General features: G+C 66.9%; 25 protein-coding genes and 1 tRNA gene. 14 read left to right on the top strand and 12 right to left on the bottom strand.

From position 1 onward, the window contains the following. Window positions 1-66: 66 nt before the first annotated feature. Window positions 67-1,650, top strand: a complete 1,584-nt coding sequence (locus JF781_RS05280; RefSeq protein ID WP_225327869.1) for a gamma-glutamyltransferase family protein — start codon at window positions 67-69, stop codon at window positions 1,648-1,650. A gap of 7 nt (window positions 1,651-1,657) precedes the next feature. Here the strand turns inward: JF781_RS05280 and purD are convergent, their stop codons facing one another. Beyond that, on the bottom strand, window positions 1,658-2,926 hold the full coding sequence (gene purD / locus JF781_RS05275) for a phosphoribosylamine--glycine ligase (RefSeq protein ID WP_225327870.1): 1,269 nt from the start codon (window positions 2,924-2,926) through the stop codon (window positions 1,658-1,660). 34 nt (window positions 2,927-2,960) lie between these two features. Beyond that, window positions 2,961-4,145: a serine hydrolase domain-containing protein gene (locus JF781_RS05270; protein ID WP_225327871.1), complete on the bottom strand. Its 1,185-nt coding sequence runs from the start codon at window positions 4,143-4,145 to the stop codon at window positions 2,961-2,963. Window positions 4,146-4,285: 140 nt separating this feature from the next. Here JF781_RS05270 and JF781_RS05265 point away from each other — a divergent pair, with 140 nt between their 5' ends. Further along, on the top strand, window positions 4,286-7,621 hold the full coding sequence (locus tag JF781_RS05265) for a LuxR C-terminal-related transcriptional regulator (RefSeq protein ID WP_225327872.1): 3,336 nt from the start codon (window positions 4,286-4,288) through the stop codon (window positions 7,619-7,621). Here the strand turns inward: JF781_RS05265 and JF781_RS05260 are convergent. From JF781_RS05260 to JF781_RS05245, 4 genes are read right to left on the bottom strand one after another with little or no spacing between them, the layout of a single operon-like run. After that, the gene (locus JF781_RS05260) at window positions 7,618-8,055 is read right to left on the bottom strand and encodes a carboxymuconolactone decarboxylase family protein (RefSeq protein ID WP_225327873.1); all 438 of its coding nucleotides are present in this window, start codon (window positions 8,053-8,055) and stop codon (window positions 7,618-7,620) included. The genes JF781_RS05265 and JF781_RS05260 overlap by 4 nt on opposite strands. Then, window positions 8,055-8,915 (bottom strand): NAD(P)-dependent oxidoreductase, encoded by an 861-nt coding sequence (locus JF781_RS05255; RefSeq protein ID WP_225327874.1) that lies wholly within the window; start codon window positions 8,913-8,915, stop codon window positions 8,055-8,057. Before JF781_RS05255 ends, JF781_RS05260 begins: the two co-directional genes overlap by 1 nt. Next, window positions 8,912-9,661, bottom strand: a complete 750-nt coding sequence (locus JF781_RS05250) for an SDR family oxidoreductase (RefSeq protein WP_225327875.1) — start codon at window positions 9,659-9,661, stop codon at window positions 8,912-8,914. The genes JF781_RS05255 and JF781_RS05250 overlap by 4 nt, the downstream gene beginning before the upstream one ends. 14 nt (window positions 9,662-9,675) lie before the next feature. Beyond that, the gene (locus tag JF781_RS05245; RefSeq protein ID WP_225327876.1) at window positions 9,676-11,145 is read right to left on the bottom strand and encodes an aldehyde dehydrogenase; all 1,470 of its coding nucleotides are present in this window, start codon (window positions 11,143-11,145) and stop codon (window positions 9,676-9,678) included. A 210-nt stretch (window positions 11,146-11,355) separates the two neighbouring features. On the opposite strand from JF781_RS05245, the gene JF781_RS05240 reads away from it, so the two are divergent. From JF781_RS05240 to JF781_RS05200, 9 genes are all read left to right on the top strand, one after another. Continuing rightward, window positions 11,356-11,994, top strand: coding sequence for a TetR/AcrR family transcriptional regulator (locus tag JF781_RS05240; protein ID WP_225327877.1), 639 nt, complete (start codon window positions 11,356-11,358; stop codon window positions 11,992-11,994). A 3-nt stretch (window positions 11,995-11,997) separates the two neighbouring features. After that, window positions 11,998-13,215, top strand: coding sequence for a cytochrome P450 (locus JF781_RS05235; protein WP_225327878.1), 1,218 nt, complete (start codon window positions 11,998-12,000; stop codon window positions 13,213-13,215). Continuing rightward, on the top strand, window positions 13,216-14,043 hold the full coding sequence (locus JF781_RS05230) for an SDR family oxidoreductase (protein ID WP_225327879.1): 828 nt from the start codon (window positions 13,216-13,218) through the stop codon (window positions 14,041-14,043). Beyond that, complete coding sequence (locus JF781_RS05225) at window positions 14,040-15,395, top strand: cytochrome P450 (RefSeq protein ID WP_225327880.1); 1,356 nt, start codon at window positions 14,040-14,042, stop codon at window positions 15,393-15,395. The genes JF781_RS05230 and JF781_RS05225 overlap by 4 nt, the downstream gene beginning before the upstream one ends. A 12-nt stretch (window positions 15,396-15,407) precedes the next feature. Further along, window positions 15,408-15,632: a ferredoxin gene (locus JF781_RS05220; RefSeq protein ID WP_225327881.1), complete on the top strand. Its 225-nt coding sequence runs from the start codon at window positions 15,408-15,410 to the stop codon at window positions 15,630-15,632. Window position 15,633: 1 nt separating this feature from the next. Then, a complete protein-coding gene (locus JF781_RS05215) occupies window positions 15,634-16,179 on the top strand; it encodes a nuclear transport factor 2 family protein (RefSeq protein ID WP_225327882.1) in 546 nt (181 codons plus the stop codon). 156 nt (window positions 16,180-16,335) lie between these two features. After that, on the top strand, window positions 16,336-17,463 hold the full coding sequence (locus tag JF781_RS05210) for an NDMA-dependent alcohol dehydrogenase (RefSeq protein ID WP_225327883.1): 1,128 nt from the start codon (window positions 16,336-16,338) through the stop codon (window positions 17,461-17,463). A gap of 198 nt (window positions 17,464-17,661) precedes the next feature. Continuing rightward, window positions 17,662-18,099: a ketosteroid isomerase family protein gene (locus JF781_RS05205; protein ID WP_009951973.1), complete on the top strand. Its 438-nt coding sequence runs from the start codon at window positions 17,662-17,664 to the stop codon at window positions 18,097-18,099. A 6-nt stretch (window positions 18,100-18,105) separates the two neighbouring features. Beyond that, window positions 18,106-18,510, top strand: coding sequence for an HIT family protein (locus tag JF781_RS05200; protein WP_225327909.1), 405 nt, complete (start codon window positions 18,106-18,108; stop codon window positions 18,508-18,510). Here JF781_RS05200 and JF781_RS05195 read toward each other — a convergent pair. Together JF781_RS05195 and phoP are read right to left on the bottom strand one after the other, a co-directional pair. Further along, complete coding sequence (locus JF781_RS05195; protein ID WP_225327884.1) at window positions 18,498-19,940, bottom strand: cell wall metabolism sensor histidine kinase WalK; 1,443 nt, start codon at window positions 19,938-19,940, stop codon at window positions 18,498-18,500. The genes JF781_RS05200 and JF781_RS05195 overlap by 13 nt on opposite strands. A gap of 39 nt (window positions 19,941-19,979) precedes the next feature. Next, on the bottom strand, window positions 19,980-20,699 hold the full coding sequence (phoP, locus tag JF781_RS05190) for a two-component system response regulator PhoP (protein WP_008263800.1): 720 nt from the start codon (window positions 20,697-20,699) through the stop codon (window positions 19,980-19,982). 156 nt (window positions 20,700-20,855) lie between these two features. Here phoP and JF781_RS05185 point away from each other — a divergent pair, with 156 nt between their 5' ends. Continuing rightward, complete coding sequence (locus tag JF781_RS05185; protein ID WP_225327885.1) at window positions 20,856-21,572, top strand: hypothetical protein; 717 nt, start codon at window positions 20,856-20,858, stop codon at window positions 21,570-21,572. A 28-nt stretch (window positions 21,573-21,600) separates the two neighbouring features. Then, window positions 21,601-21,672 (top strand) — tRNA-Thr (locus tag JF781_RS05180). Window positions 21,673-22,017: 345 nt separating this feature from the next. On the opposite strand, the gene JF781_RS05175 is transcribed toward JF781_RS05180, so the two are convergent. Beyond that, window positions 22,018-22,782 (bottom strand): DUF732 domain-containing protein, encoded by a 765-nt coding sequence (locus JF781_RS05175; RefSeq protein ID WP_225327886.1) that lies wholly within the window; start codon window positions 22,780-22,782, stop codon window positions 22,018-22,020. Window positions 22,783-22,972: 190 nt separating this feature from the next. Between JF781_RS05175 and JF781_RS05170 the strand changes: the two genes are divergently transcribed. Beyond that, window positions 22,973-23,872 (top strand): lytic transglycosylase domain-containing protein, encoded by a 900-nt coding sequence (locus tag JF781_RS05170; RefSeq protein WP_225327910.1) that lies wholly within the window; start codon window positions 22,973-22,975, stop codon window positions 23,870-23,872. Window positions 23,873-23,879: 7 nt separating this feature from the next. On the opposite strand, the gene JF781_RS05165 is transcribed toward JF781_RS05170, so the two are convergent. The 3 genes from JF781_RS05165 to JF781_RS05155 form a co-directional block, all read right to left on the bottom strand. Further along, complete coding sequence (locus JF781_RS05165; protein ID WP_225327911.1) at window positions 23,880-24,935, bottom strand: MAP_0585 family protein; 1,056 nt, start codon at window positions 24,933-24,935, stop codon at window positions 23,880-23,882. A gap of 39 nt (window positions 24,936-24,974) precedes the next feature. Beyond that, a complete protein-coding gene (locus JF781_RS05160; RefSeq protein ID WP_225327887.1) occupies window positions 24,975-25,442 on the bottom strand; it encodes a lipoprotein LpqH in 468 nt (155 codons plus the stop codon). Window positions 25,443-25,533: 91 nt separating this feature from the next. Further along, the gene (locus tag JF781_RS05155) at window positions 25,534-26,202 is read right to left on the bottom strand and encodes a S1 family peptidase (protein WP_225327888.1); all 669 of its coding nucleotides are present in this window, start codon (window positions 26,200-26,202) and stop codon (window positions 25,534-25,536) included. Window positions 26,203-26,270: the final 68 nt, after the last annotated feature.

The raw sequence follows: 26,270 nt of genomic DNA, 5'->3' as shown, positions 1-26,270 counted from the left end.
CGCGAGCGTAACGCGGTGGCGGATTCTCGAGGAGGTGAAAATCGCCGTGGCGTTACGCTCGCGGAGATGAGCGCACCGTTCGACTGGAACCTCCCCTACGCCTGGCCCCGCAAGCCCATCCTGGCGGAAAACGTTGTGTGCACATCGCAACCGCTCGCCGCCCAAGCGGGCCTGCGGATGCTCGCCGAGGGTGGCAGCGCGGTCGACGCGGCGATCGCCACGGCCATCACGCTGACGATCGTGGAGCCGGTTTCCAACGGCATCGGCTCGGACGCCTTTGCCATCGTGTGGGACGGCAAGCAATTGCACGGGCTGAACGCATCGGGCCGCTCCCCGGCGGGGTGGACCCCGGAATACTTTGGCGGAGAACCCGTTCCCCTCTTCGGTTGGAATTCGGTGACCGTGCCGGGCGCGGTGTCGGCATGGACCGAACTGCATGCCAAGTTCGGTAAGCTGCCGTTCGAGCGGCTCTTCGAATCCGCGATCTCCTACGGCCGCAACGGCTTTCTGGTTTCGCCCACGGTGGCCGAGCAGTGGGCGGCCCAGGTACCGCTGTTCGAGAGGCAGCCGGGTTTCGGCGAGGCGTTTCTGCCCGGCGGGCGGGCGCCGAAACCCGGCGAGCGATTCAGCCTGCCCGATCATGCGGCCACGCTCGAGGCGATCGCCGCCACCAACGGCGAGGCGTTTTACCGCGGGGAACTGGCCGCCAAACTCGAGGCGCACGCGTCGGCCAACGGCGGTGTCATGCGGGCCAGTGACCTCGCGGCTCACCGTTCGGAATGGGTGGGCACGGTCGACGGCGGCTACCGCGGCTACACCGTGCACGAGATTCCGCCCAACGGTCAGGGGATCGTCGCGCTGATCGCCCTGGGAATCCTGGAGCACTTCGACATGGCGTCGTTGCCGCCCGATTCCGCCGACAGCGTGCACATGCAGATCGAGGCGGTGAAGCTGGCGTTCGCCGACGCTCAGGCGTACGTCGCCGACATCGAGCACATGCCGCTGAAGCCGGAACGCCTGCTGGACAAGGAGTACCTGGCGCAGCGTGCCGCACTGATCGACCGGGCACGGGCGAAGCCCGCGTCCGCGGGCGCCCCGACGGGCGGGACCGTCTATCTGACCGCGGCCGACGCCGCAGGGGTGATGGTGTCGATGATCCAGTCGAATTACATGGGATTCGGTTCCGGCGTGGTGGTGCCTGGCACCGGCATCTCGCTGCAAAACCGTGGGGCGAATTTCGCTGCGAGCCAAGGCCATCCGAACGTGGTGGGCCCGAACAAGCGCCCATTCCACACCATCATTCCGGCCTTCGTGACCAAGGACGGGGCCCCGGTCATGAGCTTCGGGGTGATGGGCGGAATGATGCAGCCGCAGGGACATGTGCAGGTGATGGTCCGCATCGCCGACCACGGACAGAATCCGCAGGCGGCGTGTGACGGTCCGCGGTTCCGGTGGGTCGAGGGGATGCAGGTCAGCTGCGAAACAGGTTTCCCGGCTGCAACGCTCGACGAGTTGCGCCAGCGCGGACACGACCTGGTTGCCGTCGACGACTACAACCAATTCGGCAGCTGCCAGGCGATCTGGCGACTCGATGGTGGCTACCTTGCGGCCAGCGATCCGCGCCGCGACGGGCAAGCGGCTGCGTTCTAGTCGCTTTCTAGACGCGGATCTGGCCTTCGGCAGCCGATTGGGCGATGTCGCTGCGGAAATGGCTGCCAGGCAGGCGAATCGAACGAAGCACGTCATACGCTTTGGTCCGCGCGGCCGCGAGGTCGGCGCCGGTTCCCACCACCGACAGCACGCGACCACCCGAGGAGACGATTTCGCCGTCGTCGCGCCGCGAGGTTCCGGCGTGCAGCACACCGTCGGCCTCCGAGCCGACGATGACGTCGCCCACCCGAGGACGGCCGGGATAGTTCTCCGCCGCCAGCACCACCGTCACCGCGGCACCGTCGTGCCAGCGCAGCTCGCCGAATTCCGCCAACGTGCCGCTGCCCGCCGCGTACAGGAGCTGCCCGAGCGGTGATTCCAGCAGCGCCAGCACCGCCTGCGTCTCGGGATCGCCGAAGCGGCAGTTGAATTCGACCACGGCCGGCCCGCTTGCGGTGATCGCGAGCCCGGCGTACAGCAATCCGCTGAACGGGCAGTCACGCGCAACCATCTCGGCCGCAACGGGTTCGACGATGTTGCTGACAATGTCGCGATAGACCTCGTCGGGAAGCCACGGGACCGGCGCGTAGGCGCCCATGCCGCCGGTGTTGGGTCCGTTGTCGCCGTCGCCGACGCGCTTGAAGTCCTGAGCCGGCAGCAGCGGCACCACGGTCTCGCCGTCGACGACGCAGAACAGTGACACCTCGGGGCCATCCAGGTACGACTCCAGCAGCACCGGGTGGCCGGCCTCGAGCAGTCCCGCGGCGTGCGCTCGCGCCGCACCGCGATCCGCGGTCACCACGACACCCTTGCCGGCGGCCAGGCGGTCGTCCTTCACCACCCAGGCGGCATCCCCGACAGGCGGACCGAAGCGATCCAGCGCTGCGTCCAAAAGTGCGGGGCTGTCGACGATTTCAGTGGTCGCGGTGCGCACACCGGCCGCGGCCATGACCTCTTTGGCGAACGCCTTGGAGCCTTCGATGCGGGCGGCGTCCTTGCCGGGGCCGAAGCAGACGATGCCGGCGGACCGCAACGCGTCGGCCACCCCGAGGACCAGCGGCACCTCGGGACCGATGACCACCAGGTCGGCGCGGACCTCGCGCGCCAGGGCGACGACATCCTCCGCCGCGGTGACATCGACGTCGTGCTGCTCGGCCAACCGGGCGGTGCCGGCGTTGCCGGGGGCGATCGCCAGCCCGGTGACCTGCGGGTCTTTGCGAAGCGCCAGCAGCAACGCATGCTCACGGGCACCGGAACCAATCACCAGGACGCGCACGACAGGTCAGACTAGCCGGGCGCAGGAGCGACTCCTACAAGGCCTGGTAGATGAGTCGCGTGTACTTGCGGGTGCGCTCGGTTCCCGCCGAGGTGACCTGTCCCATCTTGTTCATCACATAGGCGAAGGTGGCACGGCGGTCGGGATTCATGACCACCATCGACCCGCCCCAGCCGCCCCAATAGCAGACCTTCCCGTCGGGCATGTCCGGCACCGCTTCGGGGTGGGGCAGCGCGAACCCCAGGCCCCACCGCGCCGGCATGGCCAGGACCAGGTCGGTCCCGTTGGCATGTTCTTGAAAGATCAGGTCGATGGTGTCCGGGTTCAGTAGCCGCGTTCCATTGACGCTGCCACCCAACGAGATTGGCGAAAGGGCGCGGACCAACGACCGAGCGTTGCCGTGACCATTGGCCGAGCCGATGTCCGCGCGGCGCCACGCCGTGGTCTCGGCCGCCAGCGCGGATTCCGGAGTGGGCGGCACGGCGGCGAATGTCTTGTACATCGGATGGTCATGGGGCACCGCGTCGAGTGGAACATCCAGCGGTGGTGGCGGGACCAGCTCCGCGATGCGGGCGTCGTCTTCGGGCACCGCTCCAATCTGAAAGTCGGAACCCAACGGTTCGGCGATCTCGTCACGCACGAAGTTTTTCAGTGTCTTTCCGGTGATCCGCCGCACGATCTCGCCAATCAGGTGGCCACTGGTCACGGCGTGATAGCCGGACGCGGTGCCGGGTTGCCACCACGGGGCTTGGGCGGCCAGTCGCGACGTGGATTTCTGCCAGTCGTAGACGTCCTCGAGGCGAAACGGCATCTCCCAGCCGGACACTCCGGAGGTGTGGCTGAGGACGTGCCGCACTTCGACCTGCTCCTTGCCGTTGGCGGCGAACTCGGGCCAGTACTTCGCGACCGGGGCGAAGGGGTCGAGCAGCCCGCGGTCGATGAGTGTCAGCGCGGCCAGCGCGGTCACGTTCTTGGTGCTCGAAAAGACATTGACGATGGTGTCTTGCGACCATTCGCGGGTTTTCGCCCTGTCGGCGTGTCCGCCCCAGATGTCGACGACCAGTTCGCCGTCGATGTCGATGGCTATGGCCGCGCCGAGCTCGCCGCCGGTGCTGACCTCGTCGGCCAGCCCGGCGACGAGGTCCTCGAAGCGACTGTCGTAGTGCCCGTGCAGGACACCCGTGGTGAAGTGGGCGTCGATGAGAGTTCGGCTTGCCATTGGTACCTCCTTGAGTCCGGTGGACCCACTATGGGGCGGATCGCGGTGAACAACATTCGCCAACCGGCCTAGATCCGGGGCACGGCGCCGAAGCCGCGTTCTAGGCCATTGCGCTGATGTTTGCTGCCTGCGATTGCCGCATGCTGGCTAACATGACTGAGACCACCGATCGACGTGCGGAAACGCCGCCGCTGGAACCTCTGAAGTGGAGTGATTTGGGCGTAAGCGAGCTCCCGACTGGAACGGTGACGTTGCTGCTGGCCGACGTCGAGGGGTCGACGCGGCTATGGCAGACCCAGCCCGAAGAAATGGGTGCCGCGGTGGCGCGCCTGGACCGCACGGTATCGGATCTGGTGGCCCAGCACGGCGGGGTGCGCCCCGTGGAGCAGGGCGAGGGCGACAGCTTCGTCGTGGCGTTCGCCCGTGCCAGCGACGCCGCAGCGTTCGCGCTGCGGCTTCAGCTCGCGCCGCTTGCCCCGATCAGCCTGCGGATCGGTTTGCACACCGGCGAAGTGCAACTGCGCGACGAAGCAAATTACGTGGGGCCCACCATCAACCGCACCGCACGGCTGCGCGACCTCGCCCACGGGGGCCAGACGGTCCTGTCGGCCACGACGAGCGACCTGCTGGCCGACGGTCTTCCCGCCGACGCGTGGCTGCTCGATCTGGGCACCCACCAATTGCGGGACTTGCCCCGCCCAGAACGGGTGACCCAGCTGTGCCATCCGGAGGTGCGCAACGACTTCCCACCACTGCGCGCATCGAAAAGCACTGGAAAGCAGCATCTTCCGGTGCAGCTCACAAGCTTCGTCGGCCGCGACGCCGAAATCAAGACCGTGCGCGAAATCGTCGCGGGCAACCGATTGGTGACGCTGACCGGCGCGGGCGGTGTGGGCAAGACGCGCCTAGCGGTGCAGATCGCGGACCGGATGGATAGCGATTTCGCGGACGGCGTGTGGTACGTCGATCTGGCAGCGATCACCGACCGCGCCGTCGTACCGGTCGCCGTGACGCGGGCGCTGGGACTGCCCGATCAAGTGGGGCGTTCGACGATCGACACCCTGACCCACGTGATCGCCGGGCGACACATCCTCATCGTCTTGGACAACTGTGAGCACCTGATCGAGGCATGTTCCTCGCTGACCGTTGCGTTGCTAGGGGCGTGCCCGGCGGTGAATATTTTCGCCACGAGCCGTGAACCGCTCCGGGTGCCGGGCGAAGTCGCCTGGGGGGTGCCGTCCTTGTCGCTGACGGACGAGGCGATCGCATTGTTCACTGATCGCGCACGCCAGGTACGTCCTGATTTCGTTGTGTCTGAGCATAACTCGGCCACGGTGGCGGAGATCTGCGAGCGCCTGGACGGCATGCCCTTGGCGATCGAGCTGGCGGCCGCGCGAGTTCGCGCGCTGTCGCTGACGCAGATCCTCGACAGCCTGCACAACCGCTTCCGCCTGCTGACCGGCGGCGCACGCACGGCCGTTCGCCGCCAGCAGACGCTGCGGGCGTCGGTCGACTGGTCGCACGCGCTGTTGACCGAACCGGAACGCGTCCTGTTCCGCCGGGCAGCGGTGTTCCACGGGGGGTTCGACCTCGATGCGGCACAAGCGGTTTGCGGTGACAGCGATGTCGAGAGCTATCAGATTCTCGACCAGCTCACGCTGCTCATCGACAAGTCGCTCGTTGCGGCAGAGGACGGCGACTTCGGAACCCGATACCGAATGCTGGAGACGGTTCGCCAGTACGCGCTCGAAAAGCTCAGCGAGTCCGGCGAAGCCGACGCCGTCCGCGCGCGCCACCGCGACCACTACTCCGCAATGGCCGCCATGCTCGACGAGCCCGGCTGGTCGGGCCATCAGCACCGCGTGGAGCAAGCAGAAACCGAGATAGACAACCTGCGCGCCGCGTTCGCCTGGTGTCGGGAAAACGGCGAAACCGTAGCAGCAATACAGCTCGCATCGGCGTTGCAGCCGTTGTGGTTAACCCGCGGCCGCGTGCGTGAAGGACGCGCCTGGTTCGACGCAGCGCTCGCCGGCGGCAAGCCGCACCTGAGTGGAGTACCGGTCACGGTTCGCGCGCGGGCCCTGGCGGACAGTGCCGCCCTCGACGCCGCACAGAACATCCACGACCGCGTGGACACGGCCCTAGAGGCGCTGACCATCGCCCGTGAACTCAATGACCCCGCCTTACTGGTTCGCGCGCTCCTCGCGTGCGGCCTCCTCACCGCCTACGACGCAGAGGCCGCCAAGACTTACCTCGATGAGGCGCTGGGACTGGCTCGCGAGCTGGGTGACGACTGGAGCCTGAGCCAGATTCTCGCTTTTCAGGCGTTCGCAGCAGTCACCGGGAAGGGTGACGCCATAGCGGCTCGTGCGGCCGGTGAAGAGGGCCGCGCAATCGCCGATGCGGTCGGTGACGGATACACCTCCAGGATGTGCCGCTGGTGCGTGGCCTTGGCGCAGTGGTGGGGCGGCGATATCACCGGTGCGATTGCGGAATTCCGTGATTTGGTGGCCGAATCGGACGCGGCACACGACGAAACGTGGAAGATGTCCAGCCTCGTCTCCCTGGGCCATATGCGGTCCTACGCCGGCCAAACGAGCGATGCGTGCGCGGCCGCAAGCGCGGCCGTGGAAGCCGCCGCGGACCTCGGCGAGTTCAACCAAGGATTTGGCTATGCGGCGTTGGCTGTCGCGAATCTCGCCGCGGGCGACGTGGAAGCGGCAGCCAGCGCCAGCGAGACCGCCTGGCGGCTGCTGAGCGTCCAGCCCGAACTGGCAATCGTGAACGTAATCCCGCTCGCGGAGGTTGCGCTGGCGCGGGGAGATCTGACCGCGGCCCGCCGTTGGGCCGATGCCGCCGTGTCGGTGGCTCCGGGCCTGCACCAAATGCAGGCGCTGGCCGCACGCGCGCGCGTTGGGATCGCGCAGGGGGATTCACATCTGGCTGAACGCGATGCCCACGACGCGCTCACGCGCGCTAAGAGGCTCGAGGGTCAACGGATCGTTCCCGACGTGCTCGAGTGTCTCGCGATAATCGCGGTACGGGTCGGCGCCAACCAACATGCCGCCCATCTTTTCGGAGCTGCGACCGAATCTCGCCGCCGCACCGGCCAGGTCCGCTTCAAGATCTATGACGCCGACTATGCCGCGTCGGTGGCGACACTGCGGGAGGTCATGGGCGAGGGCGAATTCCATGACGCATGGACCGAGGGTGAGTCGCTGTCAATCGACGAAGCGATCGCTTATGCACAGCGCGGTCGCGGCGAACGTAAGCGGCCGGCGACGGGCTGGGATTCACTGACACCCGCCGAACTCAACGTGGTGAGGCTGGTCAGCGAGGGGCTCTCGAACAAAGACATCGCCGCGCGCCTCTTTCTTTCGGCGCGCACCGTGCAAGCACACCTCGGCCACGTCTACGCCAAACTGGCTATCAGCTCGAGAGTGCAGCTCGCCCAAGAGGCTTCACGCCATGCTTAATCACCCTTATCGCCCGAGTGCATCTTCAGCGCACCCTCGACGTTCGCCTTCTTGTCTTCTCCGGCGCCCTTTGCCGCGGCCTTCTTGCGCTTGGCCACGACGGCGTCCACCGCGCCGTTGAGGGCCGAACCCAAGGGGAAGCCCAGGTAATGGGTGAGGAAGACGGCCATCTCCTTCAGTTCGGTCACGGAAAGTTCACCGTTGAGGAGCGCGGCGTTGATCTGGATCTCGGCCAGGTCGCGATTGCCGATCGCGGTCACGGCCGTCAGCGTCATGATGCGCTTGTCGCGCATCGACAATCCCGGACGGGTCCAGATGCTGCCGAACAGGTGATCGACTGTCAGGTCGAAGTACGCGTCGCCTTCGATGTTGGGCATCTCCCAGCCGTAGACCTCGTTCATCTTCGCGAGACCCTTGCTGCGCAGCTCGTCCATTACACCTCTTTCTCCGTGTGTGGCACCCCGAGGCCCGCGGCCAACCGCTCGTAGGCCAACTGCGCGAGCGGCAGATCGACCGACACCGACTCGCCCAGAGCCAGCGCCAGGCTCAGATCCTTCTCCCCCAGCCCCCGGGTGTGCAAGAACGGTTGGTACAGGAAGTTGTCCGGCTCAAGGTCTTTCATGTCCTCACGCACCATGATCGCGCCCGGGCCACCGGTGAGCGCGTCGGTGTGCCGCACCACCCGGCCCAACGCCTGCAGATCCAGCCCGGCCGCCTCGGCGAGCTTCATGGCCTCGCACGCCGCGGCATAGGAGGTGAACGTCAACATGTTGCGGGCCAGCTTCATTCGCGTCCCCGCACCCGGCTCGCCCGCGTGGATGACCATCGCCGCCCAGTGTTTGAACGCCGGCTTGATCTTCTCGTAGACCTCGCGCTCGGCGCCCACCATGGTGGCGAGTTCGCCTTTGGCCGCCGCGGCGGCCCCGCCGCTCACGGGCGCGTCGACGATGTGGATGTCTTGCGGTTTGAGTTCGACCGCGAGTTCGACGGCGGTGGTGTCACTGATGGTCGAGTGGATCGCGATGACCGTCCCGGGCTTGGCGTGCGCCGCCAACTCGCCAACCACCTCGCGCACCTGAGCGTCGTTGAGGACGGTGATGTGGATGATGTCGGCGGCGACGGCAATGTCGGCCACGCTGTCGGCCAGGCCGGCGCCCTTTTCGGCCAACGGCGTCATCGCCTCGGTCCGAATGTCGAAAACCGTTACCCCGCCTGGCCATTCGGTCATCTTTGTAGCCATCGGAGCGCCCATATTGCCCAGCCCGATGTAGCCGAGCTTCACCTCGTCACTCATGACCGGATTATCTGTCCACCGTCGACATTGAAGATCTGCCCGGTGATCCACGACGCCTCGTCGGACAGCAGGAACAGGCACATGCCGACCAGGTCCGCGGGCGTCCCCATGCGCGACAGCGGCAGACCCTTGACGATGTCGGCGACCATCTCTTGGGGGGTGGTGGTCCGGTTCGCCTCGGTGTCGATGGGGCCCGGCGCGATCGCGTTGATCCGGATCTTCTGGCCGCCGAGCTCGCGGGACAGTTGCTGCGTCAGGCCGTTGAGGCCGACCTTGGCCAGGCCGTAGTAGTTCGAGTACAGCCAGGCGGCGGTGGATGATTGGTTGACGATCGCCCCGCCGCCGCGCTTGGCCATCTTCTTGTACACGGCGCGCGTGCACCACAACGCCCCGTCGAGGTTCACGCTCATGAACTTCTTGTAGTACTCGGGGTCGATGGTGAGCAAGAAGTCCAACTTCATGCCCCCGAAGATCGCGGCGTTGTTGACCAGGTAGTCGATGCCGCCGAATTCGGCCAGCGTGCGGTCGGCCATCGCCTTGGCCGACGCCGGGTCGGACACGTCGACCGGAATGCTGATCGCGGTTCCGCCGTCGGCCACGATCTGCTTGGCGACCGACTCGGCCGCCTCGGCGTTGATGTCGGCGACCACCACCGCGGCGCCCTCACGGGCCAGCGCCTCGGCATAGGCCTGCCCGATGCCGCCCCCGGACCCGGTGACGATGCCGACCTTGTTCTCGAATCGCATGCTTGCAAGCTCCTCTAGTTAATCGCTGTCGCAATAGTTTTGGTTTCCAGGTACTCCTCGAAACCGGCCAGGCCCATCTCGCGTCCGTTTCCGGACTGCTTGTAACCGCCGAAGGGCGCATCGGCTGAGTACCACACGCCGCCGTTGACGTTGATCGTGCCCGCGCGGACCCGGGCGGCGACCCGCGCGGCTCTGTCGGGGTCCGCACCAAACACGGTGCCCGACAGGCCGTACGGCGAGTCGTTGGCAATGCGGACCGCGTCGTCGTCGCCGTCGTGTGGAATCACCGTCAGGACCGGACCGAAGATCTCCTCGCGCGCGCAGCGAGCATCGTTGCCCAGCCCCGCGATCACCGTGGGCTCGATGAAGAAGCCGACTTCGCGGTCGGCCGGCCGACCGCCTCCGCAGGCGAACGTCCCGCCCTCGGCGATCGCCGAGTCGAGGTAGCCCTGTATGCGGTCCCGCTGGCGCGCCGAAATCACTGGGCCGCAGATGGTTCCGGGGTCGGTGGGGTCACCGGCCTTGATACCGCCCATCGTCGCGGCCGCGATCGAGACGGCCTCGTCATACTTCGCCCGCGGCACCACCAGCCGGGTGGTGATCGCGCAGCCTTGGCCGGCGTGCATGCACACCGAGAACGCCGCTACGCCCACCGCGCCGCCGAGGTCGGCGTCGTCGAGGACGATGAACGCCGACTTGCCGCCCAGCTCGAGGAAGACCTTCTTGATGGTCGCTGCGCCGTCGGCCATCACGCTACGCCCGGTCGCCGTCGACCCGGTGAACGAAACCATGTCCACCCGTGGGTCTTTCGACAGCAACGCTCCGACGCCGTGGTCGTCTGAGGTGACGATGTTGAGGACGCCGGGCGGAAAGTCGGTATGCGCGGCGATGAGTTCCCCCAGCACGGCGGCGCACCAGGGGGTGTCGGGTGCGGGCTTGAGGACGACGGTGTTTCCGGCGGCCAGGGCCGGCCCGATCTTGGCGAGGTTGATCTGGTGGGGAAAGTTCCACGGGGTGATGGCGCCGACGACGCCGACGGCCTCACGCGCGATGGTGCGCCTGGTAGGGATGCCCATCGGTGACGCCTCACCCAGATCCTGTTGGTATTCATAGGATTCGGCGGTGTCGGCGGCGAACGCCAGGTCGTTGACCGGGACTTCGAGCTGAGCGATGCTGGTGAGCATTCGCGGCGCCCCGACTTCGGCGATGGTCAGATCGCGCAATTCTTCGAGGTGCTGCTGCATCGCCTCGCGCAGTTGCCGCACGCAACGCACCCGCAACTCGGTGTCGCGCGACCAGTCCGTCTCGTCGAAGGCGCGCCGCGCGGCATCGATCGCGCGGTCCATGTCGGCGGCGTCGGCGTTGGCGGCGACCCCGAGCACTTCCTCGGTCGCCGGATTGACCGTGGGAAACGTGCCGGCGCTGCCGGCCGACATCTTGCCGTCGATAAAGAGTTCGCTCACGCCGTCGGCCAACAAGGCCATGTCCCGCTCCTGTCTGTGCGCGGCCGCACCGGCACGCCAATCTAGTGGACAGTTGTCCGATATCGTCCGATCGAACCATAGTCTTCTGGTCAGCGGCGGTGCAAGAGCCGATCCCGGTAGACACGCGGAATCGCCATAAAATGGCTGATTAAGCACAATGTTGACGAATCGGACTTGCTTCGTGCCGACACCATCCACTAGCTTGGACATGTGTCCAGCGATGCCCTGGCGATCACCTCCGACGCCGACCGCCAGACCGGTCAGACGCCGCGCAATCGGCGTCAAGAGGAGACCTTCCGGAAAGTGCTGGCCGCCGGCATCGAAACGTTGCGTGAAAAGTCCTACGCCGATCTGACCGTGCGCGCGGTAGCGGCCCGCGCCAAGGTCGCACCGGCCACCGCCTACACCTACTTCTCCTCGAAGAATCACCTGATCGCCGAGGTCTACCTGGACCTGGTGCGGCAGGTTCCCTACTTCACCGACGTGAACGACCCGATGCCCACCAGGGTGGAACAGGTGCTGCGTCATCTGGCCCTGGTGGTCGCCGACGAACCCGAGGTCAGCGCCGCCTGCACGACGGCCTTGCTCAGCGGCGGAGCGGACCCCGCGGTGCGTGCCGCGCGCGACCGCATCGGCGTGGAGATCCACCGCCGGATCACATCCGCGATGGGCCCCAACGCCGATCCCACTACCGTTTCCGCGTTGGAGATGTCGTTTTTCGGTGCGCTGGTCCAAGGCGGCAGTGGCGAATTCAGCTACCGCGAGATCGCCGACCGGCTGGCCTACGTGGTCCGGCTGATCCTGACCGGCGCCGCAGACACAAGCCAAGAGACAGAGGCAGGAACCTAAGCGATGACCGTCCATGTTGGCGACCACGAGCTCGTCCTCGATCCCTACGATTACGACTTCCACGAGGATCCGTACCCGTACTACAAGCGTCTTCGCGACGACGCCCCGCTGTATCGCAATGAGGAACTGAAGTTCTGGGCGCTGTCGCGGCATCAGGATGTGCTGCAGGGATTCCGCAACAGCACGACGCTGTCCAACAAGTACGGCGTCTCGCTGGATCCGGCGTCGCGCGGCCCGCACGCCAGTAAGACGATGAGCTTTCTCGCGATGGACGATCCGGCCCACCTGCGTCTGCGCACGCTGGTCTCAAAGGGCTTCACCCCGCGCCGGATTCGCGAGCTCGAACCCCGGGTCACCGAGATCGCGACGCAGCACCTCGACACCATGCTGGCCAAGGCGAAGAACGGCACCGTCGACTATGTCGACGAGTTCGCCGGCAAGCTGCCCATGGACGTCATCTCCGAACTGATGGGTGTCCCCGTGCCGGATCGGGATCAGGTGCGGGCGTGGGCCGACGGGGTGATGCACCGCGACGAGGGCGTCACCGACGTGCCGCCCGAGGCCGTCGAGGCCTCCCTCAACCTCATCGTCTACTACCAACAGATGGTGGCCGAGCGGCGCGAGCAATTGACGGACGATCTGACGTCGGCGCTGCTGGAAGCCGAGATCGACGGCGACCGGCTCACCGACGACGAGGTGCTCGGCTTCATGTTCCTCATGGTGATCGCGGGAAACGAGACCACCACCAAACTGCTTGCCAACGCCGCCTTTTGGGGTCATAAGAACCCCGATCAGCTGACCCCGGTCTACGACGATCTGTCTCGAGTGCCGCTGTGGGTCGAGGAGACGTTGCGCTACGACACCTCCAGCCAGATCCTGGCCCGCACCGTGTCCGGCGAGCTCACCCTCTACGACACCACCATTCCCGACGGCGACGTTCTACTGCTGTTGCCCGGTTCGGGCCATCGTGACGAGCGGGTCTTCGACAACCCTGACGATTATGTGATCGGGCGCGAAATCGGGCCCAAGCTATTGAGTTTCGGTAGTGGCGCACACTTCTGCCTGGGCGCGCATCTGGCGCGGATGGAAGCCCGGGTGGCGCTCACCGAGTTGTTCAAGCGAATCCGCGGCTATGAAGTGGACGAGGCCAACGCCGTCCGCGTCCACTCCAGCAACGTCCGCGGATTCGCCCACCTACCAATGCGCGTGGAGGTCCGCTGAATGCCCCGCTTTGAGCCCCTGCCCGAACGCCGGCCCGCCATCGTGGCCGGTGCCTCCTCCGGTATCGGGGAGGCCACCGCCATCGAGCTCGCGGCGCACGGCTTCCCGGTCGCCCTGGGCGCACGCCGGGTGGAGAAGCTCGACGACATCGTCGGCAAGATCAACGCCGAGGGCGGTGAGGCGGTCGGGTTCCACCTGGACGTCACCGACCCGAATTCGGTGAAATCCTTTGTGGCACAGTCGGTCGAGGCGCTCGGTGATGTCGAGGTGCTGGTGGCCGGGGCGGGCGACACGTACTTCGGCAAACTCGCCGAGATCACCACCGACGAATTCGAGTCCCAGCTGCAGATCCACCTCGTCGGCGCCAACCGGCTGGCCGCCGCGGTGCTGCCCGGCATGCTGGAGCGGCAGCGGGGCGACCTGATCTTCGTCGGCTCCGACGTGGCCCTGCGCCAGCGCCCGCACATGGGCGCCTACGGTGCGGCCAAGGCCGCTCTGGTCGCGATGGTCACCAACTTCCAGATGGAGCTCGAGGGCACGGGCGTGCGGGCCTCGATCGTGCATCCCGGCCCGACGAAGACGTCGATGGGCTGGAGCCTGCCCGCCGAAAAGATCGGCCCCGCACTCGAAGACTGGGCCAAGTGGGGGCAGGCCCGCCACGACTACTTCTTGCGGGCCGCCGATCTCGCGCGGGCGATCACGTTCGTCGCGGAGACACCGCGGGGCGGTTTCATCGCGAACATGGAACTTCAGCCCGAAGCCCCGTTGACCGACAACAAAGAACGCCAGAAGCTCGCACTCGGCGAAGAGGGGATGCCAGGACAATGACGACCACCGCGATCGTGCCCCGGGTTTCCGGCGGTGAAGAAGAGCACGGCCACCTCGAGGAATTCCGCACCGACCCAATCGGTTTGATGAAACGCGTCCGTGACGAGTGCGGCGACGTCGGCTGGTTTCAGCTGGCCGGAAAGCACGTCATCCTGTTGTCCGGCGCGGGCGCCAACGAGTTCTTCTTCCGCTCCGCCGACGAAGACCTGGATCAGGCCGAGGCCTACCCCTTCATGACGCCGATCTTCGGCAAGGGCGTGGTGTTCGACGCGAGCCCCGAGCGGCGCAAGGAGATGTTGCACAACTCGGCGCTGCGCGGCGAGCAGATGAAGGGTCACGCCAGCACCATCGAGGGCGAAGTCAAGAAGATGGTCGCCGACTGGGGCGACGAGGGCGAGATCGAGCTGCTCGACTTCTTCGCCGAGCTGACGATCTACACCTCGACGGCCTGCCTGATCGGGCTGAAGTTCCGCGAGCAGCTCGACCACCGGTTCGCCGAGTACTACCACGAGCTGGAGCGCGGCACCGATCCGCTGTGCTACGTCGATCCGTACCTGCCGATCGAGAGTTTCCGGCGCCGCGACGAGGCCCGCGTCAAACTCGTTGCGCTGGTTCAGGAGATCATGGACCAGCGGCTGGCCAATCCGCCCAAGGACAAGGCCGACCGCGACATGCTCGACGTGCTGGTGTCGATCAGGGACGAGGACGGCAATCCGCGGTTCTCCGCGGACGAGGTCACCGGGATGTTCATCTCGCTGATGTTCGCCGGGCACCACACCAGCTCCGGGACCTCGGCGTGGACGTTGATCGAGTTGATCCGCCATCCCGAGGTGTACGCCGAGGTGCTGGCCGAGCTCGAGGAGCTCTACGCCGACGGCCAGGAGGTGAGTTTCCATGCGCTGCGCTCGATTCCGAAGCTGGACAACGTGGTCAAGGAGACCCTGCGGCTGCACCCGCCGCTGATCATCCTGATGCGGGTCGCCAAGGGCGAATTCGAGGTCGAGGGCTTCCCGATTCACAACGGCGACTACGTCGCGGCGTCCCCGGCGATCTCCAACCGGATTGCCGAGGACTTCCCCGACCCCGACGCGTTCAAGCCCGACCGCTACAACAAGCCCGAGCAGGCCGACATCGTCAACCGGTGGACCTGGATTCCGTTCGGCGCGGGACGCCACCGCTGCGTCGGCGCCGCGTTCGCCCAGATGCAGATCAAGGCGATCTTCTCGGTTCTCCTGCGCGAGTACGACTTCGAGATGGCGCAACCAGCGGACAGCTATCACAACGACCACTCGAAGATGGTTGTGCAGCTGGCCCGGCCGGCGAAGGTCCGCTACCGCAAGCGCAATGCGTAAGGAGTGAGGCCTATGGGCCGGGAAACACCGAGCGGATTCAGAATCGAAGCCGATCTGGATTTGTGTCAGGGCCACGCCATGTGCGAACTCGAGGCGCCCGACTACTTCCGGGTGCCCAAGCGGGGCAAGGTCGAGATCATCGACCCCGAACCGCCCGAAGACGCCCGCGACGAAGTCGAGCGCGCGGTCGATATGTGCCCAACGCAAGCACTGTTCATCAGAGAGAAAGAAGACTGAGATGGCGTCACACTCGCGCGAAGATCTCGAGGCATGGGTCGACCGCTGGCTGCAGGCCAACAAGGACTGCGAAAAGGCCGGTGACTGGCGGCCATTGGCGGACTTCTACACGAAAGACGCCACCTACGGCTGGAACATCGGCCCCAAGGAAGACGTGATGTGCGTGGGCGTCGACGAGATCCGTGACATCGCTTTGGGTTTGGAGATGGAAGGCCTGGAGAACTGGGTGTACGAGTACCAGAAGGTGCTCATCGACGAGAAGCAGGGCGAGATCGTCGGCTTCTGGAAACAGATCGTCAACAAGGCCGACGGCACCCAGGACGAGATCTACGGCATCGGCGGCAGCTGGTTCCGCCTCAACAGCGACCGGCTGATCGAGTGGCAGCGGGACTTCTTCGACTTCGGCCACGTCGCGTACATGTTCGGCAAGCTCATCGAGTCCGGGGACCTGAGCGACGGCATGCAGAAGCGCATCGAGCGCAGCCTCGCCGGCGAAAAGCTGCCGGGTTACTACCCGCTTGGCGAGGCACCGGTCCCCATCTGGTGACCGAACCACTGGCGGGGAGCCAACCAAGCATTTGATTTGTTGCACGCGCTATGCTGACGCGACAAGGGTGCCTGTGGCACCCGTCACCTAGCTGGCCGGCATGAAGGGGCCGGTCAGCGCTGATCAATTCAAAGGCGAAATGGGGTCAGGACCATCGTGAAGACAAAAGGCGCACTGATCTGGGAGTTCAACCAGCCCTGGTCCATCGAGGAAATCGAGATCGGCGACCCGCAAGCGCATGAGGTCAAGATCCAGATGGAAGCGGCGGGCATGTGCCACTCCGACCATCACCTGGTCACCGGGGGTATCCCGATGGCCGGTTTCCCGGTGCTGGGCGGTCACGAGGGCGCGGGCATCGTCACCGAGGTCGGCCCGGGTGTGGAAGACATCGCCCCCGGTGACCACGTGGTGCTGTCGTTCATCCCGTCCTGCGGGCAATGTCCGACCTGTCAGGCGGGCATGCGCAACCTGTGCGACCTGGGAGCCGGCCTGCTGGGCGGCGCCGCGGTGTCCGACGGGACCTTCCGCATCCAGGCGCGCGGCCAGAACGTCTTCCCCATGACGCTGCTGGGAACGTTCTCCCCCTACATGGTCGTACACCGCAGCTCGGTGGTGAAGATCGATGAGTCGGTCCCCTTCGAGGTCGCCGCGCTGGTCGGCTGCGGCGTCACCACCGGTTACGGTTCGTCGGTCCGCACCGCGGACATCCGGCCGGGCCAGGACGTCGCCATCGTCGGCGTCGGCGGGGTCGGCATGGCGGCGCTGCAGGGCGCGGTCAACGCCGGCGCGCGCTACATCTTCGCGATCGACCCGGTGGAGTGGAAGCGCGACCAGGCGCTGAAGTTCGGCGCCACCCACGTCTACCCCGACATCATGGCCGCGATGGCGGGCATGGCCGAGGTCACCTACGGCCTGATGGCCCACAAGGTCGTCGTCACCGTCGGTGAGCTGCAGGGCGCCGACGTCGACAACTACCTCAACATCACCCAAAAGGGCGGGACCTGCGTGCTGACCGCCATCGGCAGCCTGCTGGACACCAACGTCAACCTCAACCTGGCGATGCTGACCCTGATGCAGAAGAACCTGCAGGGCACCATCTTCGGTGGCGGTAACCCGCAGTACGACATCCCGCAGCTGCTGTCGATGTACAAGGCCGGCAAGCTGAACCTGGACGACATGATCACCCGCCAATACCGTCTCGAACAGATCAACGACGGCTACCAGGACATGCTGGACGGCAAGAACATTCGCGGCGTCATCCGCTACACCGACGCCGACCGGTAAATCACCCGTCATCAGCCGCGTCTTTTAAGTGACCGGCTTTCCGCCACCTCATGGCGCCGGGACGAACCGGCGCCATGACGGTGCGCGACCTCGTGCTCAACTCCGCGACGGACGAGTCGCCGTCGAGCTCCTTCCTTGCGCCCCAACGCAATCGGCGCACGAACGAACGGTGTGCGCACACCAGTGACAGGAGAAGAAATGACCGAAGCCGCAGCAGCTCAAGAATCCCAGGCATCCCCGGCCCTGGCCGCGTCGCAGTCCTCGTGGCGGTGCGTGCAGGCGCACGACCGGGCGGGTTGGCTGGCGCTGATGTCCGATGACGTCGTCATCGAGGACCCGATCGGCAAGTCCGTCACCAACCCCGACGGCACCGGTGTCCGCGGCAAGGAGGCGGTCGGCGCGTTCTTCGACACGAACATCGCGGCCAATCAGCTCTCCATCACCTGCGAGGAGACCTTCCCGTCGAGTTCGCCCGACGAGATCGCCCACATCTTGGTGCTCAACAGCAAGTTCGAGGGCGGCCTCACCAGCTCGGTGCGCGGAGTGTTCACCTACAAGGTCAACGACGCCGGGCTGATCACCAACATGCGTGGCTACTGGAACCTCGAGATGATGCAGTTCGGCAAGGAGGAGTGAGTGCCCATGGCGTCGATCTTCACCAAGATCATCAACCGTGAACTGCCCGGCCGCTTTGTCTACGAGGACGACGACGTCGTCGCGTTCCTGACGATCGAGCCCATGACCCAGGGGCACACCCTCGTCGTGCCGCGCGCGGAGATCGACAATTGGCAGGACGTCGATGGCGCGGCCTTCGCCCGGGTGATGACCGTGAGTCAGTTGATCGGCAAGGCCGTGTGCAAGGCCTTCAGAACCGAACGGTCCGGCCTGATCATCGCCGGCTTGGAGGTGCCCCACCTACACGTGCACGTCTTCCCCACCCGCAGCCTCAGCGACTTCGGCTTCGCCAACGTGGACCGCAACCCCTCACCGGAATCACTGGACGAGGCCCAGACCAAGATCAAGGCCGCCCTGGCTCAGTTGGCGTGAACCGCGTGCTGCGCATGCACATCACTGATGCGCGGCAACGTCACCCGGAAGCAGCAGCCCTCGCCCGGAGCGGTGGTCACGCTGACGACACCGCCGTGCGCCCGCACCAGCGACTCGACGATGGACAGACCCAGACCGGTACCGCCGCTGGCCCGCGCACGCGACGAGTCCGTGCGATAGAACCGCTCGAACACCCGCGACGCGTCCTGCTCGCTCATGCCGGGGCCCTTGTCCGCCACTTCGAGGACCGCGTCATCGCCGTCGGTGCCGACCCGCACCGTCACGTCGGCGCTCTCCGGGGTGTGCTGCAAGGCGTTGGCGATCAGGTTGCTCAGCACCTGCCTGATTCGTGGTTCATCGCCGAGCACCTCCGGCGTGCCGGGACCGTCGAGGACCTTCATCGTGATGGATCGCCGGGGATCGATCGCCTGCGCATCATGCACGGCATCGCTGGCCAGCGCCAGTAGGTCCACGCGGTTGTGTTCGAGCGGTCGTTGCACGTCGAGGCGAGCCAGCAACAGCAAGTCGTCCACCAGCAGGCCCATCCGGGATGCCTCGCTCTCGATCCGCGACAACAACATGGCGACGTCGCGGGTGGCGCCCTGGCGATACAGTTCCGCGAAACCGCGGATGGTGGTCAGCGGGGTCCGCAGCTCGTGGCTGGCGTCGGTGATGAAGCGCCGCATCCGGTCCTCGGAGCCGCGGGCCTTCTCGGCCGAGGATTCCGAGGAAGCCAACGCTTGCTGAATCTGCGCGAGCATTCCGTTGAGCGCTAGTGAGAGCCGGCCCACCTCGGTTCGCGGATCACGTTCTGGGACACGGCGATCCAACTGGCCGGAGGCGATGGCCGCGGCCGTCCGTTCGACTTCGGCCAGCGGCCGCAGGCTGCGCTGCACCACCGCGAAGCCGGCGATCCCGACCAAGACCAGCACCGCCACCCCGATGCCGAACTGCAGCCAGACCAGCGAGCTGACCGTGTGCTGGAGGTCGGACAGGTCGATCGCCACGGTCGTCAGCCCGTGCGGGCCGCGCACGGATACGGCCCGCCAGTGGATGCTCGACCCGTTCACCGAGGGCAGCGTCGTCGGATTGGGACCGACGTCGTTGTTGGCCGGCAGGGCCGGCTCGGCGTTGCGGTCGTTGATGGCGGTGAACGGGGTGCCATCGGTGCTGACGCCGCGCACGTAGAACTTCGACGGGGGCCGGCCGGGGTCGGGGCCTTCGTAGGGCGGGGGCGACTGCCGCCGCGGGGCCTGCGCCCACCCGCGCGACGCGTCGAGCAGCGTCTGGTCGATGCGGCTGACCAGGCTGTGCCGCAGGATCGACGTCACTGCGACACCGGAAACGGCGAGACCGCAGGCGACCAGCACCAGGGTGGCGGCGACGAGCCCTACCCGGAGCGGCAATCCACGTCGAGGCTTAGTGACCATCTCCCAATTCTTCGCTACCGCCGTTGGCCGAGCACGTGCTCAGCGCGGTTCCCGCAACACATAACCCACCCCGCGCAGGGTGTGCAGCAGCCGCTTCTCCCCGGTGTCGATCTTGCGGCGCAGGTACGACACGTAGGACTCGACGACATTGACGTCACCTCCGAAGTCGTAGCGCCACACGTGGTCGAGGATCTTCGGTTTGCTCAACACCGTGCCCGCGTTGATCACAAAGTAACGCAGCAGCGTGAATTCCGTCGGCGACAGCGACACCGGTTGACCGGCCTTCCACACCTCGTGCGTTTCTTCGTCGAGTTCGATATCGGCGAAAGTCAGTCGGGCGCTGCGTGGTTCGGCCCCGCCCTTGCCGGCGCGCCGCAGGATGACCCGCAACCGCGCGACGACCTCCTCCAGGCTGAACGGTTTCGTCACATAGTCGTCGCCGCCCAGGGTCAAACCGGCGATCTTGTCCTGCAAGGAATCCCGCGCCGTCAGGAACAACGCGGGGGCGTCGATACCGTCGGCGCGCAACCGTCGCAGCACCCCGAATCCATCCATGCCGGGCATCATCACGTCGAGGATGACGGCGTCGGGACGCGCTTCACGCGCCCGGTCCAGCGCCTGGGCGCCGTTGGTTGCCGTATAGACCTCGAATCCCTGGAACTTCAAACTCACCGAAAGCAGTTCGACGATGTTGGCCTCGTCGTCGACCACGAGGACGCGGGCCTCGGGTTTGGTGTCACTGGGAGTTGGCGATGTCATCAGGTGCTTCTGTCCCTTACTTGAAGTTACCTATGGAAAGATTGTGTGATTCCTGAAAGCTCAGTGTCAACCGTCTGTAAGTAGTCTGCCAAACATGACCGCATTGCCTTGGGACGGATCGGCTCTTCGCAGGCCGCGCGCGAATAGACTCGAGGAATGAACCTCGCCAAAAGCATCGTGTCGGTGGCGACCGCTCCCGCGCGCGTCGGGCTGGCCGCGGCGGACGCGGGCCTGGGCGTGGCAAGCGCGGCCGTCGGCGTGGCGAAGCGGGCCTTGGGCGAGAACGGATCCGCGGGCACGAACGCGATGACGTCCATGCTGGGGATCGACGACGCGCTCGTGCGCGCCAACCGGCTGGCCAGGCTGCTCGACGACGACGCCCCGCTGGGTCGGGCGGTGGCCCCGGACGGCCCGCTCGACCGCTTGCTGCGCCCGGGCGGGGTGGTCGACATGCTGACCGCGGAGGGCGGTCTGCTCGACCGCCTGACCGCCGAGGGCGGCGCCTTGCAGCGCACGCTGCAGCCGGGTGGGCTGGCCGATCAGCTGGTCGCCGAGGAGGGTCTGATCGAACGACTGCTGGCCGAGGACGGGCTGGCCGACCGGCTGCTCAGCGAAGGCGGCCTGGTCGACAAACTGACGGCGAAGCACGGACCGCTCGACCAGCTCGCCGACGTCGCCGACACCCTGGCGCGGCTCACCCCCGGGATGGAGGCGCTCGAGCCCGCCATCGCCACCCTGCAAGACGCCGTCATCGCGCTCACCATGGTGGTCAACCCGCTGAGCAACATCGCCGACCGGATCCCGCTGCCGGGACGCCGGCGCCCCTCGTCGCGGGCGGTGCGCTCAGCACGCGTGATCGACAGCGACCAGTGACCGATTAGGCTGGGTCCGGTTTTACCCCGCCTCCTTAGCTCAGTGGTAGAGCACTCGCCTTGTAAGCGAGCGGTCGTCAGTTCAATCCTGACAGGGGGCTCCCTCTGCGGCATCGGCCTCTTCAGCGTGCCCTACGCTCGCCGTGGTCGTCGTCGTCCCAGTAGGCCCATTCGGGAAGCGGTGTGTTGGGCATGGCGCCCAAAGCGGACGCCTCGCACCCGGGTTGCCCACTGTGTCCCTTCCACCGTGGATCCAATCTATTCGCCCGTGAACGCTTGACCCCGCGGGCGATCAGGGCGATGGTGCCGCCTACGACGAAGGCGATCAACGCGACTTGAGAACCAGCAACAGCAGGGTCACGGCTGCGTGTGCTCCTCGCCGCTGTGCGATAACTGCTTGCAGGACAGGGGTTTCAGACACGAGAAGGGTCCGCGGCCCACCGGGCTCACGGGTGGCCCGGAAGGTTATCCAGATCGCCCTGGATGTCGCGCAGTTTTCCTTCGATGGCCTGCAGATCGGAGAGAGCATCCTGATAGGCCGGCTGCGTCTCGTCCGGCGCAGTAGGTAGGGACTGAGGGCAGTAGGCGACGATGGCCCCCGCGGTGACATGGGAACTTTGGTCGGCGTCCCAGATCGACGACCGCTGCACGAATGCGACCGCGTCGGAAAAGTTGTGTTGGTGCCCCAGGAAGTCGCAGACCGCGTGCCCTTGGGCCATCACGTAATCCTGGCTGGGAATCGGCACGCCCTCGTGCTTCAACGCGGCGATGAACGCCGTGTCGGCGACGCCAATCCGCGGGACTGCTGTGGGTGGCGCTATGTGACTGGGTGGTGGCGCGGCCGGCGCCGGGGTTTCCGTCGGTTGCGCCGCTGAATCCTGGTGGCGGACGGCGAATATGGCCATCACCGCGGCTGCGATGGCCACCAGCGACAGCGGCAACGCCGCCACCAGGCCCAGCCGGCGCAGCAGACCGCTACGCCGCAGGAGCATGATTCGGCTCGTGTTGCGCCGTGGCGGGGCGCCGGCGACCACCTGGGTCTCGCCCGCCTGAGGCGCGTTCACCAGCGGTGTCCCCATGCTGTGGGCCAGGAGCTCGTCGAGCAGTTCGTCGACCTCTTGGGACGACGGCTGACCGCCCTGCTCGCGGATCGATCGGCGCCCAAGGGCGATGCGCCGCAATTCTGAGTCGATCGTCTCGCGGTCGCGCATATCAACTAGTTTGAGAGTGCGACGACGTTGTTACAAGTCCCTGTGCTTCATCGGCATTGATGTCACGCGCTTCGATGCGCAAGACTCGGTGTGAGCCAACCAACCGGAGCCGTACGGATCGAGGCAATGGACGGACGTGATCAGTGTGGGCCGTAACCGACGCGCCGCGCCGCTCGTCCTGGCCGCGGTCATGTTGGCGCTCGCCGGTTGTTCCGCGTCGCGTTCTGTGGAGGCGACCCGCGCCACCCTGCCGACCCCGGCCGCACCGCTGGCGCCGCCGACACGAGTGGTGCCCGCGGATGCCGGGACGCCCGGCGGCGCGCAGCCGACCCTGGCGTCGGACCCCGTGCAGCTGGCCGATGACCTCGTCGCCGACGAGCGCGCGCTGCGTGACCCGGGGACTCCAGAGCCGGCGCTGACGGCGGCGGCGCACCGCGAGCAGGCGGCCTACCGCGCCATCGCTCGCCATCCCGAATGGGATGCGACGACGCGCCCGCGCATCCCGGCGGAGCTGGCCGATGTCTACGACCGCAACGTCGACGCGCGTCGGCAACTCATCGCGCTGACCCCGGTGCGAGACACCCTTCCGGCGTGGCGCATCGAGCCGCCGGCCCCGGCCGACGAGCTGCTCAACGATTACCACCAGGCGGAATCCGAGTCGGGCGTCGGCTGGAGTTACCTGGCCGCGATCAACTTCATCGAGTCGCGTTTCGGCAGCATCGTGGGCGCGAGCACCGCCGGCGCGCAGGGCCCCATGCAGTTCTTGCCGTCGACATTCGCGGGTTACGGCCAGGGCGGCGACATCCACTCGCCCCGCGACAGCATCCTGGCGGCGGGCCGCTACCTGGCCGCCAACGGCTTTGCCAACGATCGGGATCGCGCCATCTATGGCTACAACCAGGCGACCGAATACGTGCGCGCGGTCGACCAGTACGCGGCGCTGATCGCGGCCGATCCCGCTACCTTCGCGGCGTACTACCGGTGGGACGTCTATTGCCGCACGACGGCCGGCGACGTCTTGCTGCCCATCGGCTACGAGGCCTCGTCACCGATCCCGGCCGCGGACTACGTGGCGGCCCATCCGCAGTAGTGCGCGATCAGTACAGCGGCACCCAGACACCGAAGAACCAGTAACCCCACCCGCCGTACTGCCAGTTGAAGACCGGGATGACGGTAAAGGTGTTGTAGTTGAACGGTCCGAAGTCGGCCCGGGCCACAGCCACGTCACGCGGCGGGCCGGCCCACGGCCGGTTCCAGCCACCCGGAGGCGGCGGACCGTTCCAGCCACCCGGAGGCGGCGGGCCCTCCCAGTGCGGCGGCGGGTGGCCAGGGGCCGGGCCGTCGTTCCAGCCGTAGCCGTGCTGGCGCGGCGGCGGGGGCGCCCCGTGGCCCACGACGCTGAAGCCCGTGTCGAGACCCACTGGTCCGCCGATCTCCGCATTGCCGCTGGCATACACCCCGCGCGGCGGAACGTACGGCGGGTGCGGCGGCTGAGTGCTCGGCGGGTTGAGCGACGCATACCGCTGCCGCTCGTTCGGCGGCGGGTTCTGGGTGTTCGCCGGGGCATTCGTCTGCCCACCCTGCGGCGGCGGATTCTGACCAGGCTCGTTCGGCGGGGTGTTCTGCCCCGGCTGGGGCGGGTTTTGGTTGTCCTGGCCGGGGGGCGCGTTCTGCCCGGGCTGGGCCGGGGGTTGGCCGTGCTCATTCGGCTGCGGCGTGTTCTGGCCCCCCTGGGGCGGTGCGTTCGTCGGTCCGCCCTGCGGGGGCGGACTGTTCTGCCCGCCCTGCGGCGGGTTGGTCTGGCCGCCCTGCGCCGGCGGACCGTTCTGGCCGCCTTGCGTCGGCGGGCTGTTCTGCCCGCCCTGCGCCGGCGGGCTGTTCTGGCCGCCTTGCGCCGGCGGGCTGTTCTGGCCGCCCTGCGGCGGGGTATTGCCCCCGCCCTGCTGGCCGCCGGGGCCACCACCGCCGCCGCCCGGCTGCCCACCCGGTCCGCCGGGGTTGCCACCGCCGCCACCGCCGCCACCGCCGCCGTGGCAGCCCGGGCAGGGCGGTGGCGGGTCAAGTGGCGCGGAGTAGGCCGAGCCGGCGTTCAGAGTCGCCGCCGAGATGCTCAGGCCGGCGGCCACCGCGGCAGCGCTGACGACACGTTTCATAGACATAGCTGCGTCCCCCTAGGGTGTCGATGGCCTGCGCTACGGGCAGGTGACGTCCAACTCGAATGACTTGGTTACCTGCTGCGATTGCTGCGGATTGCTCATGTCGACACCCGTAGCGGTGCCCTTGATCGCCCACGTCTTGCCGTTGACCGCGGCCCCCGCACTGCCGCCCTGGTTGGGGGCGGCGTCGGAGAACCCGAGCGCGACACCGTTGACGGTGCCCAGCCCGACCGAATGGACCAGCGGCGGATTGCCGTTGCTGACTACGGCGCCGAGCCCGGCGGTCGGGTCACCGATGCCGATGTTGGTGTTGTCACCCGCAGCGGTGCACGTGACCTGCCCGCTGACGTTCTGATTCTGACCGTCGACGATAACTAGCGGACCTGCTGCCGCCGGCGTAGATGAGCCCGACGATCCCGTACCGGATTTGTTGCTCGAACAACCGGCGCCGGCCGCGATCACCAGGGCCACACCGGCAACGCCGACTACGATCCCACGCTTCACTACTGTCCCCTTCGTGCCGCTGGTTCCGCTGGCTCTCGGAGTTCGAGGCCGGTCGCCCGCATACCCGATACCCGAGATCTGCAAACGCTTCTCACGGGAGAACCCGTAGGCCCCACCTGTCCAGCAGCGGATTGATCAGCATGAAGTAGGTCGTGTAGTCGTCTCCGTCGGGCGAGGACATCAACAGACCGACCGCGCTCACGGTGCCGTCCGGGTTCATCACGAAGCCGGGACTGCCGCTGTCGCCGTCGAGGCTGAACACGCTGGCTTCGACCACGTCACCATCGATGCCCTTGATCGCGCCGCACGTCTCGCCCGTCACCGCGCCGATCTTGCAGAACGGCATACCGGGCTGAATCTGCGTGCGGCTCAACACATCCCGAACCTGATATCTGCCACCCACGTCGCCCACCGGCATGCCGACACTCGGCTCGAGGCGGATGATCGCGGCGTCCCGCTTGGCGCCCTCATGCTCGCTGGCCGAGATTCTGCCGAGCGGGGCATCGTTGCCATACGTCCACTCCGAACCGTCATGCGCGTCGCAGTGGCCGCTGGTCATCAGGTAGTAGCTGCCGTCGGCACCCTGTGCCGCGAATCCCGCTGTGCACCTGCCGGATTCATGATCGACCCCCATGCCCGGCGCCGGGGGCGGCGATGGCAGGGCCGGGGGCGGCGCTGCCGCAGCGGTTTTCGCCATCGCCGTCCCAGCCACCATGAGGGCCCCGACGAGTCCCAGCCTCCGCAACCACGGCATGCTCACTCCGACCCCCTCCGCTTGTGCCCGGCAGATAGTAGCAGCGCCACCCGTCTCAGATACGCTGGCGGCCA

It is taken from the genome of Mycobacterium sp. WUMAC-067 (genome assembly GCF_020217485.1).
Taxonomy (GTDB): Bacteria; Actinomycetota; Actinomycetes; order Mycobacteriales; family Mycobacteriaceae; genus Mycobacterium.
This window is presented reverse-complemented; position numbering and strand designations above follow the sequence as displayed.

Coding starts and splice junctions, on each gene's coding strand:
- JF781_RS05280 (WP_225327869.1), top strand. CDS start 67: ATGAGCGCACCGTTCGACTGGAACCTCCCCTACGCCTGGCCCCGCAAG.
- JF781_RS05270 (WP_225327871.1), bottom strand. CDS start 4,145: ATGGCAAGCCGAACTCTCATCGACGCCCACTTCACCACGGGTGTCCTG.
- JF781_RS05265 (WP_225327872.1), top strand. CDS start 4,286: ATGCTGGCTAACATGACTGAGACCACCGATCGACGTGCGGAAACGCCG.
- JF781_RS05260 (WP_225327873.1), bottom strand. CDS start 8,055: ATGGACGAGCTGCGCAGCAAGGGTCTCGCGAAGATGAACGAGGTCTAC.
- JF781_RS05255 (WP_225327874.1), bottom strand. CDS start 8,915: ATGAGTGACGAGGTGAAGCTCGGCTACATCGGGCTGGGCAATATGGGC.
- JF781_RS05250 (WP_225327875.1), bottom strand. CDS start 9,661: ATGCGATTCGAGAACAAGGTCGGCATCGTCACCGGGTCCGGGGGCGGC.
- JF781_RS05245 (WP_225327876.1), bottom strand. CDS start 11,145: ATGGCCTTGTTGGCCGACGGCGTGAGCGAACTCTTTATCGACGGCAAG.
- JF781_RS05235 (WP_225327878.1), top strand. CDS start 11,998: ATGACCGTCCATGTTGGCGACCACGAGCTCGTCCTCGATCCCTACGAT.
- JF781_RS05230 (WP_225327879.1), top strand. CDS start 13,216: ATGCCCCGCTTTGAGCCCCTGCCCGAACGCCGGCCCGCCATCGTGGCC.
- JF781_RS05225 (WP_225327880.1), top strand. CDS start 14,040: ATGACGACCACCGCGATCGTGCCCCGGGTTTCCGGCGGTGAAGAAGAG.
- JF781_RS05220 (WP_225327881.1), top strand. CDS start 15,408: ATGGGCCGGGAAACACCGAGCGGATTCAGAATCGAAGCCGATCTGGAT.
- JF781_RS05215 (WP_225327882.1), top strand. CDS start 15,634: ATGGCGTCACACTCGCGCGAAGATCTCGAGGCATGGGTCGACCGCTGG.
- JF781_RS05205 (WP_009951973.1), top strand. CDS start 17,662: ATGACCGAAGCCGCAGCAGCTCAAGAATCCCAGGCATCCCCGGCCCTG.
- JF781_RS05200 (WP_225327909.1), top strand. CDS start 18,106: ATGGCGTCGATCTTCACCAAGATCATCAACCGTGAACTGCCCGGCCGC.
- JF781_RS05195 (WP_225327884.1), bottom strand. CDS start 19,940: ATGGTCACTAAGCCTCGACGTGGATTGCCGCTCCGGGTAGGGCTCGTC.
- phoP (WP_008263800.1), bottom strand. CDS start 20,699: ATGACATCGCCAACTCCCAGTGACACCAAACCCGAGGCCCGCGTCCTC.
- JF781_RS05185 (WP_225327885.1), top strand. CDS start 20,856: ATGAACCTCGCCAAAAGCATCGTGTCGGTGGCGACCGCTCCCGCGCGC.
- JF781_RS05175 (WP_225327886.1), bottom strand. CDS start 22,782: ATGCGCGACCGCGAGACGATCGACTCAGAATTGCGGCGCATCGCCCTT.
- JF781_RS05170 (WP_225327910.1), top strand. CDS start 22,973: ATGTTGGCGCTCGCCGGTTGTTCCGCGTCGCGTTCTGTGGAGGCGACC.
- JF781_RS05165 (WP_225327911.1), bottom strand. CDS start 24,935: ATGAAACGTGTCGTCAGCGCTGCCGCGGTGGCCGCCGGCCTGAGCATC.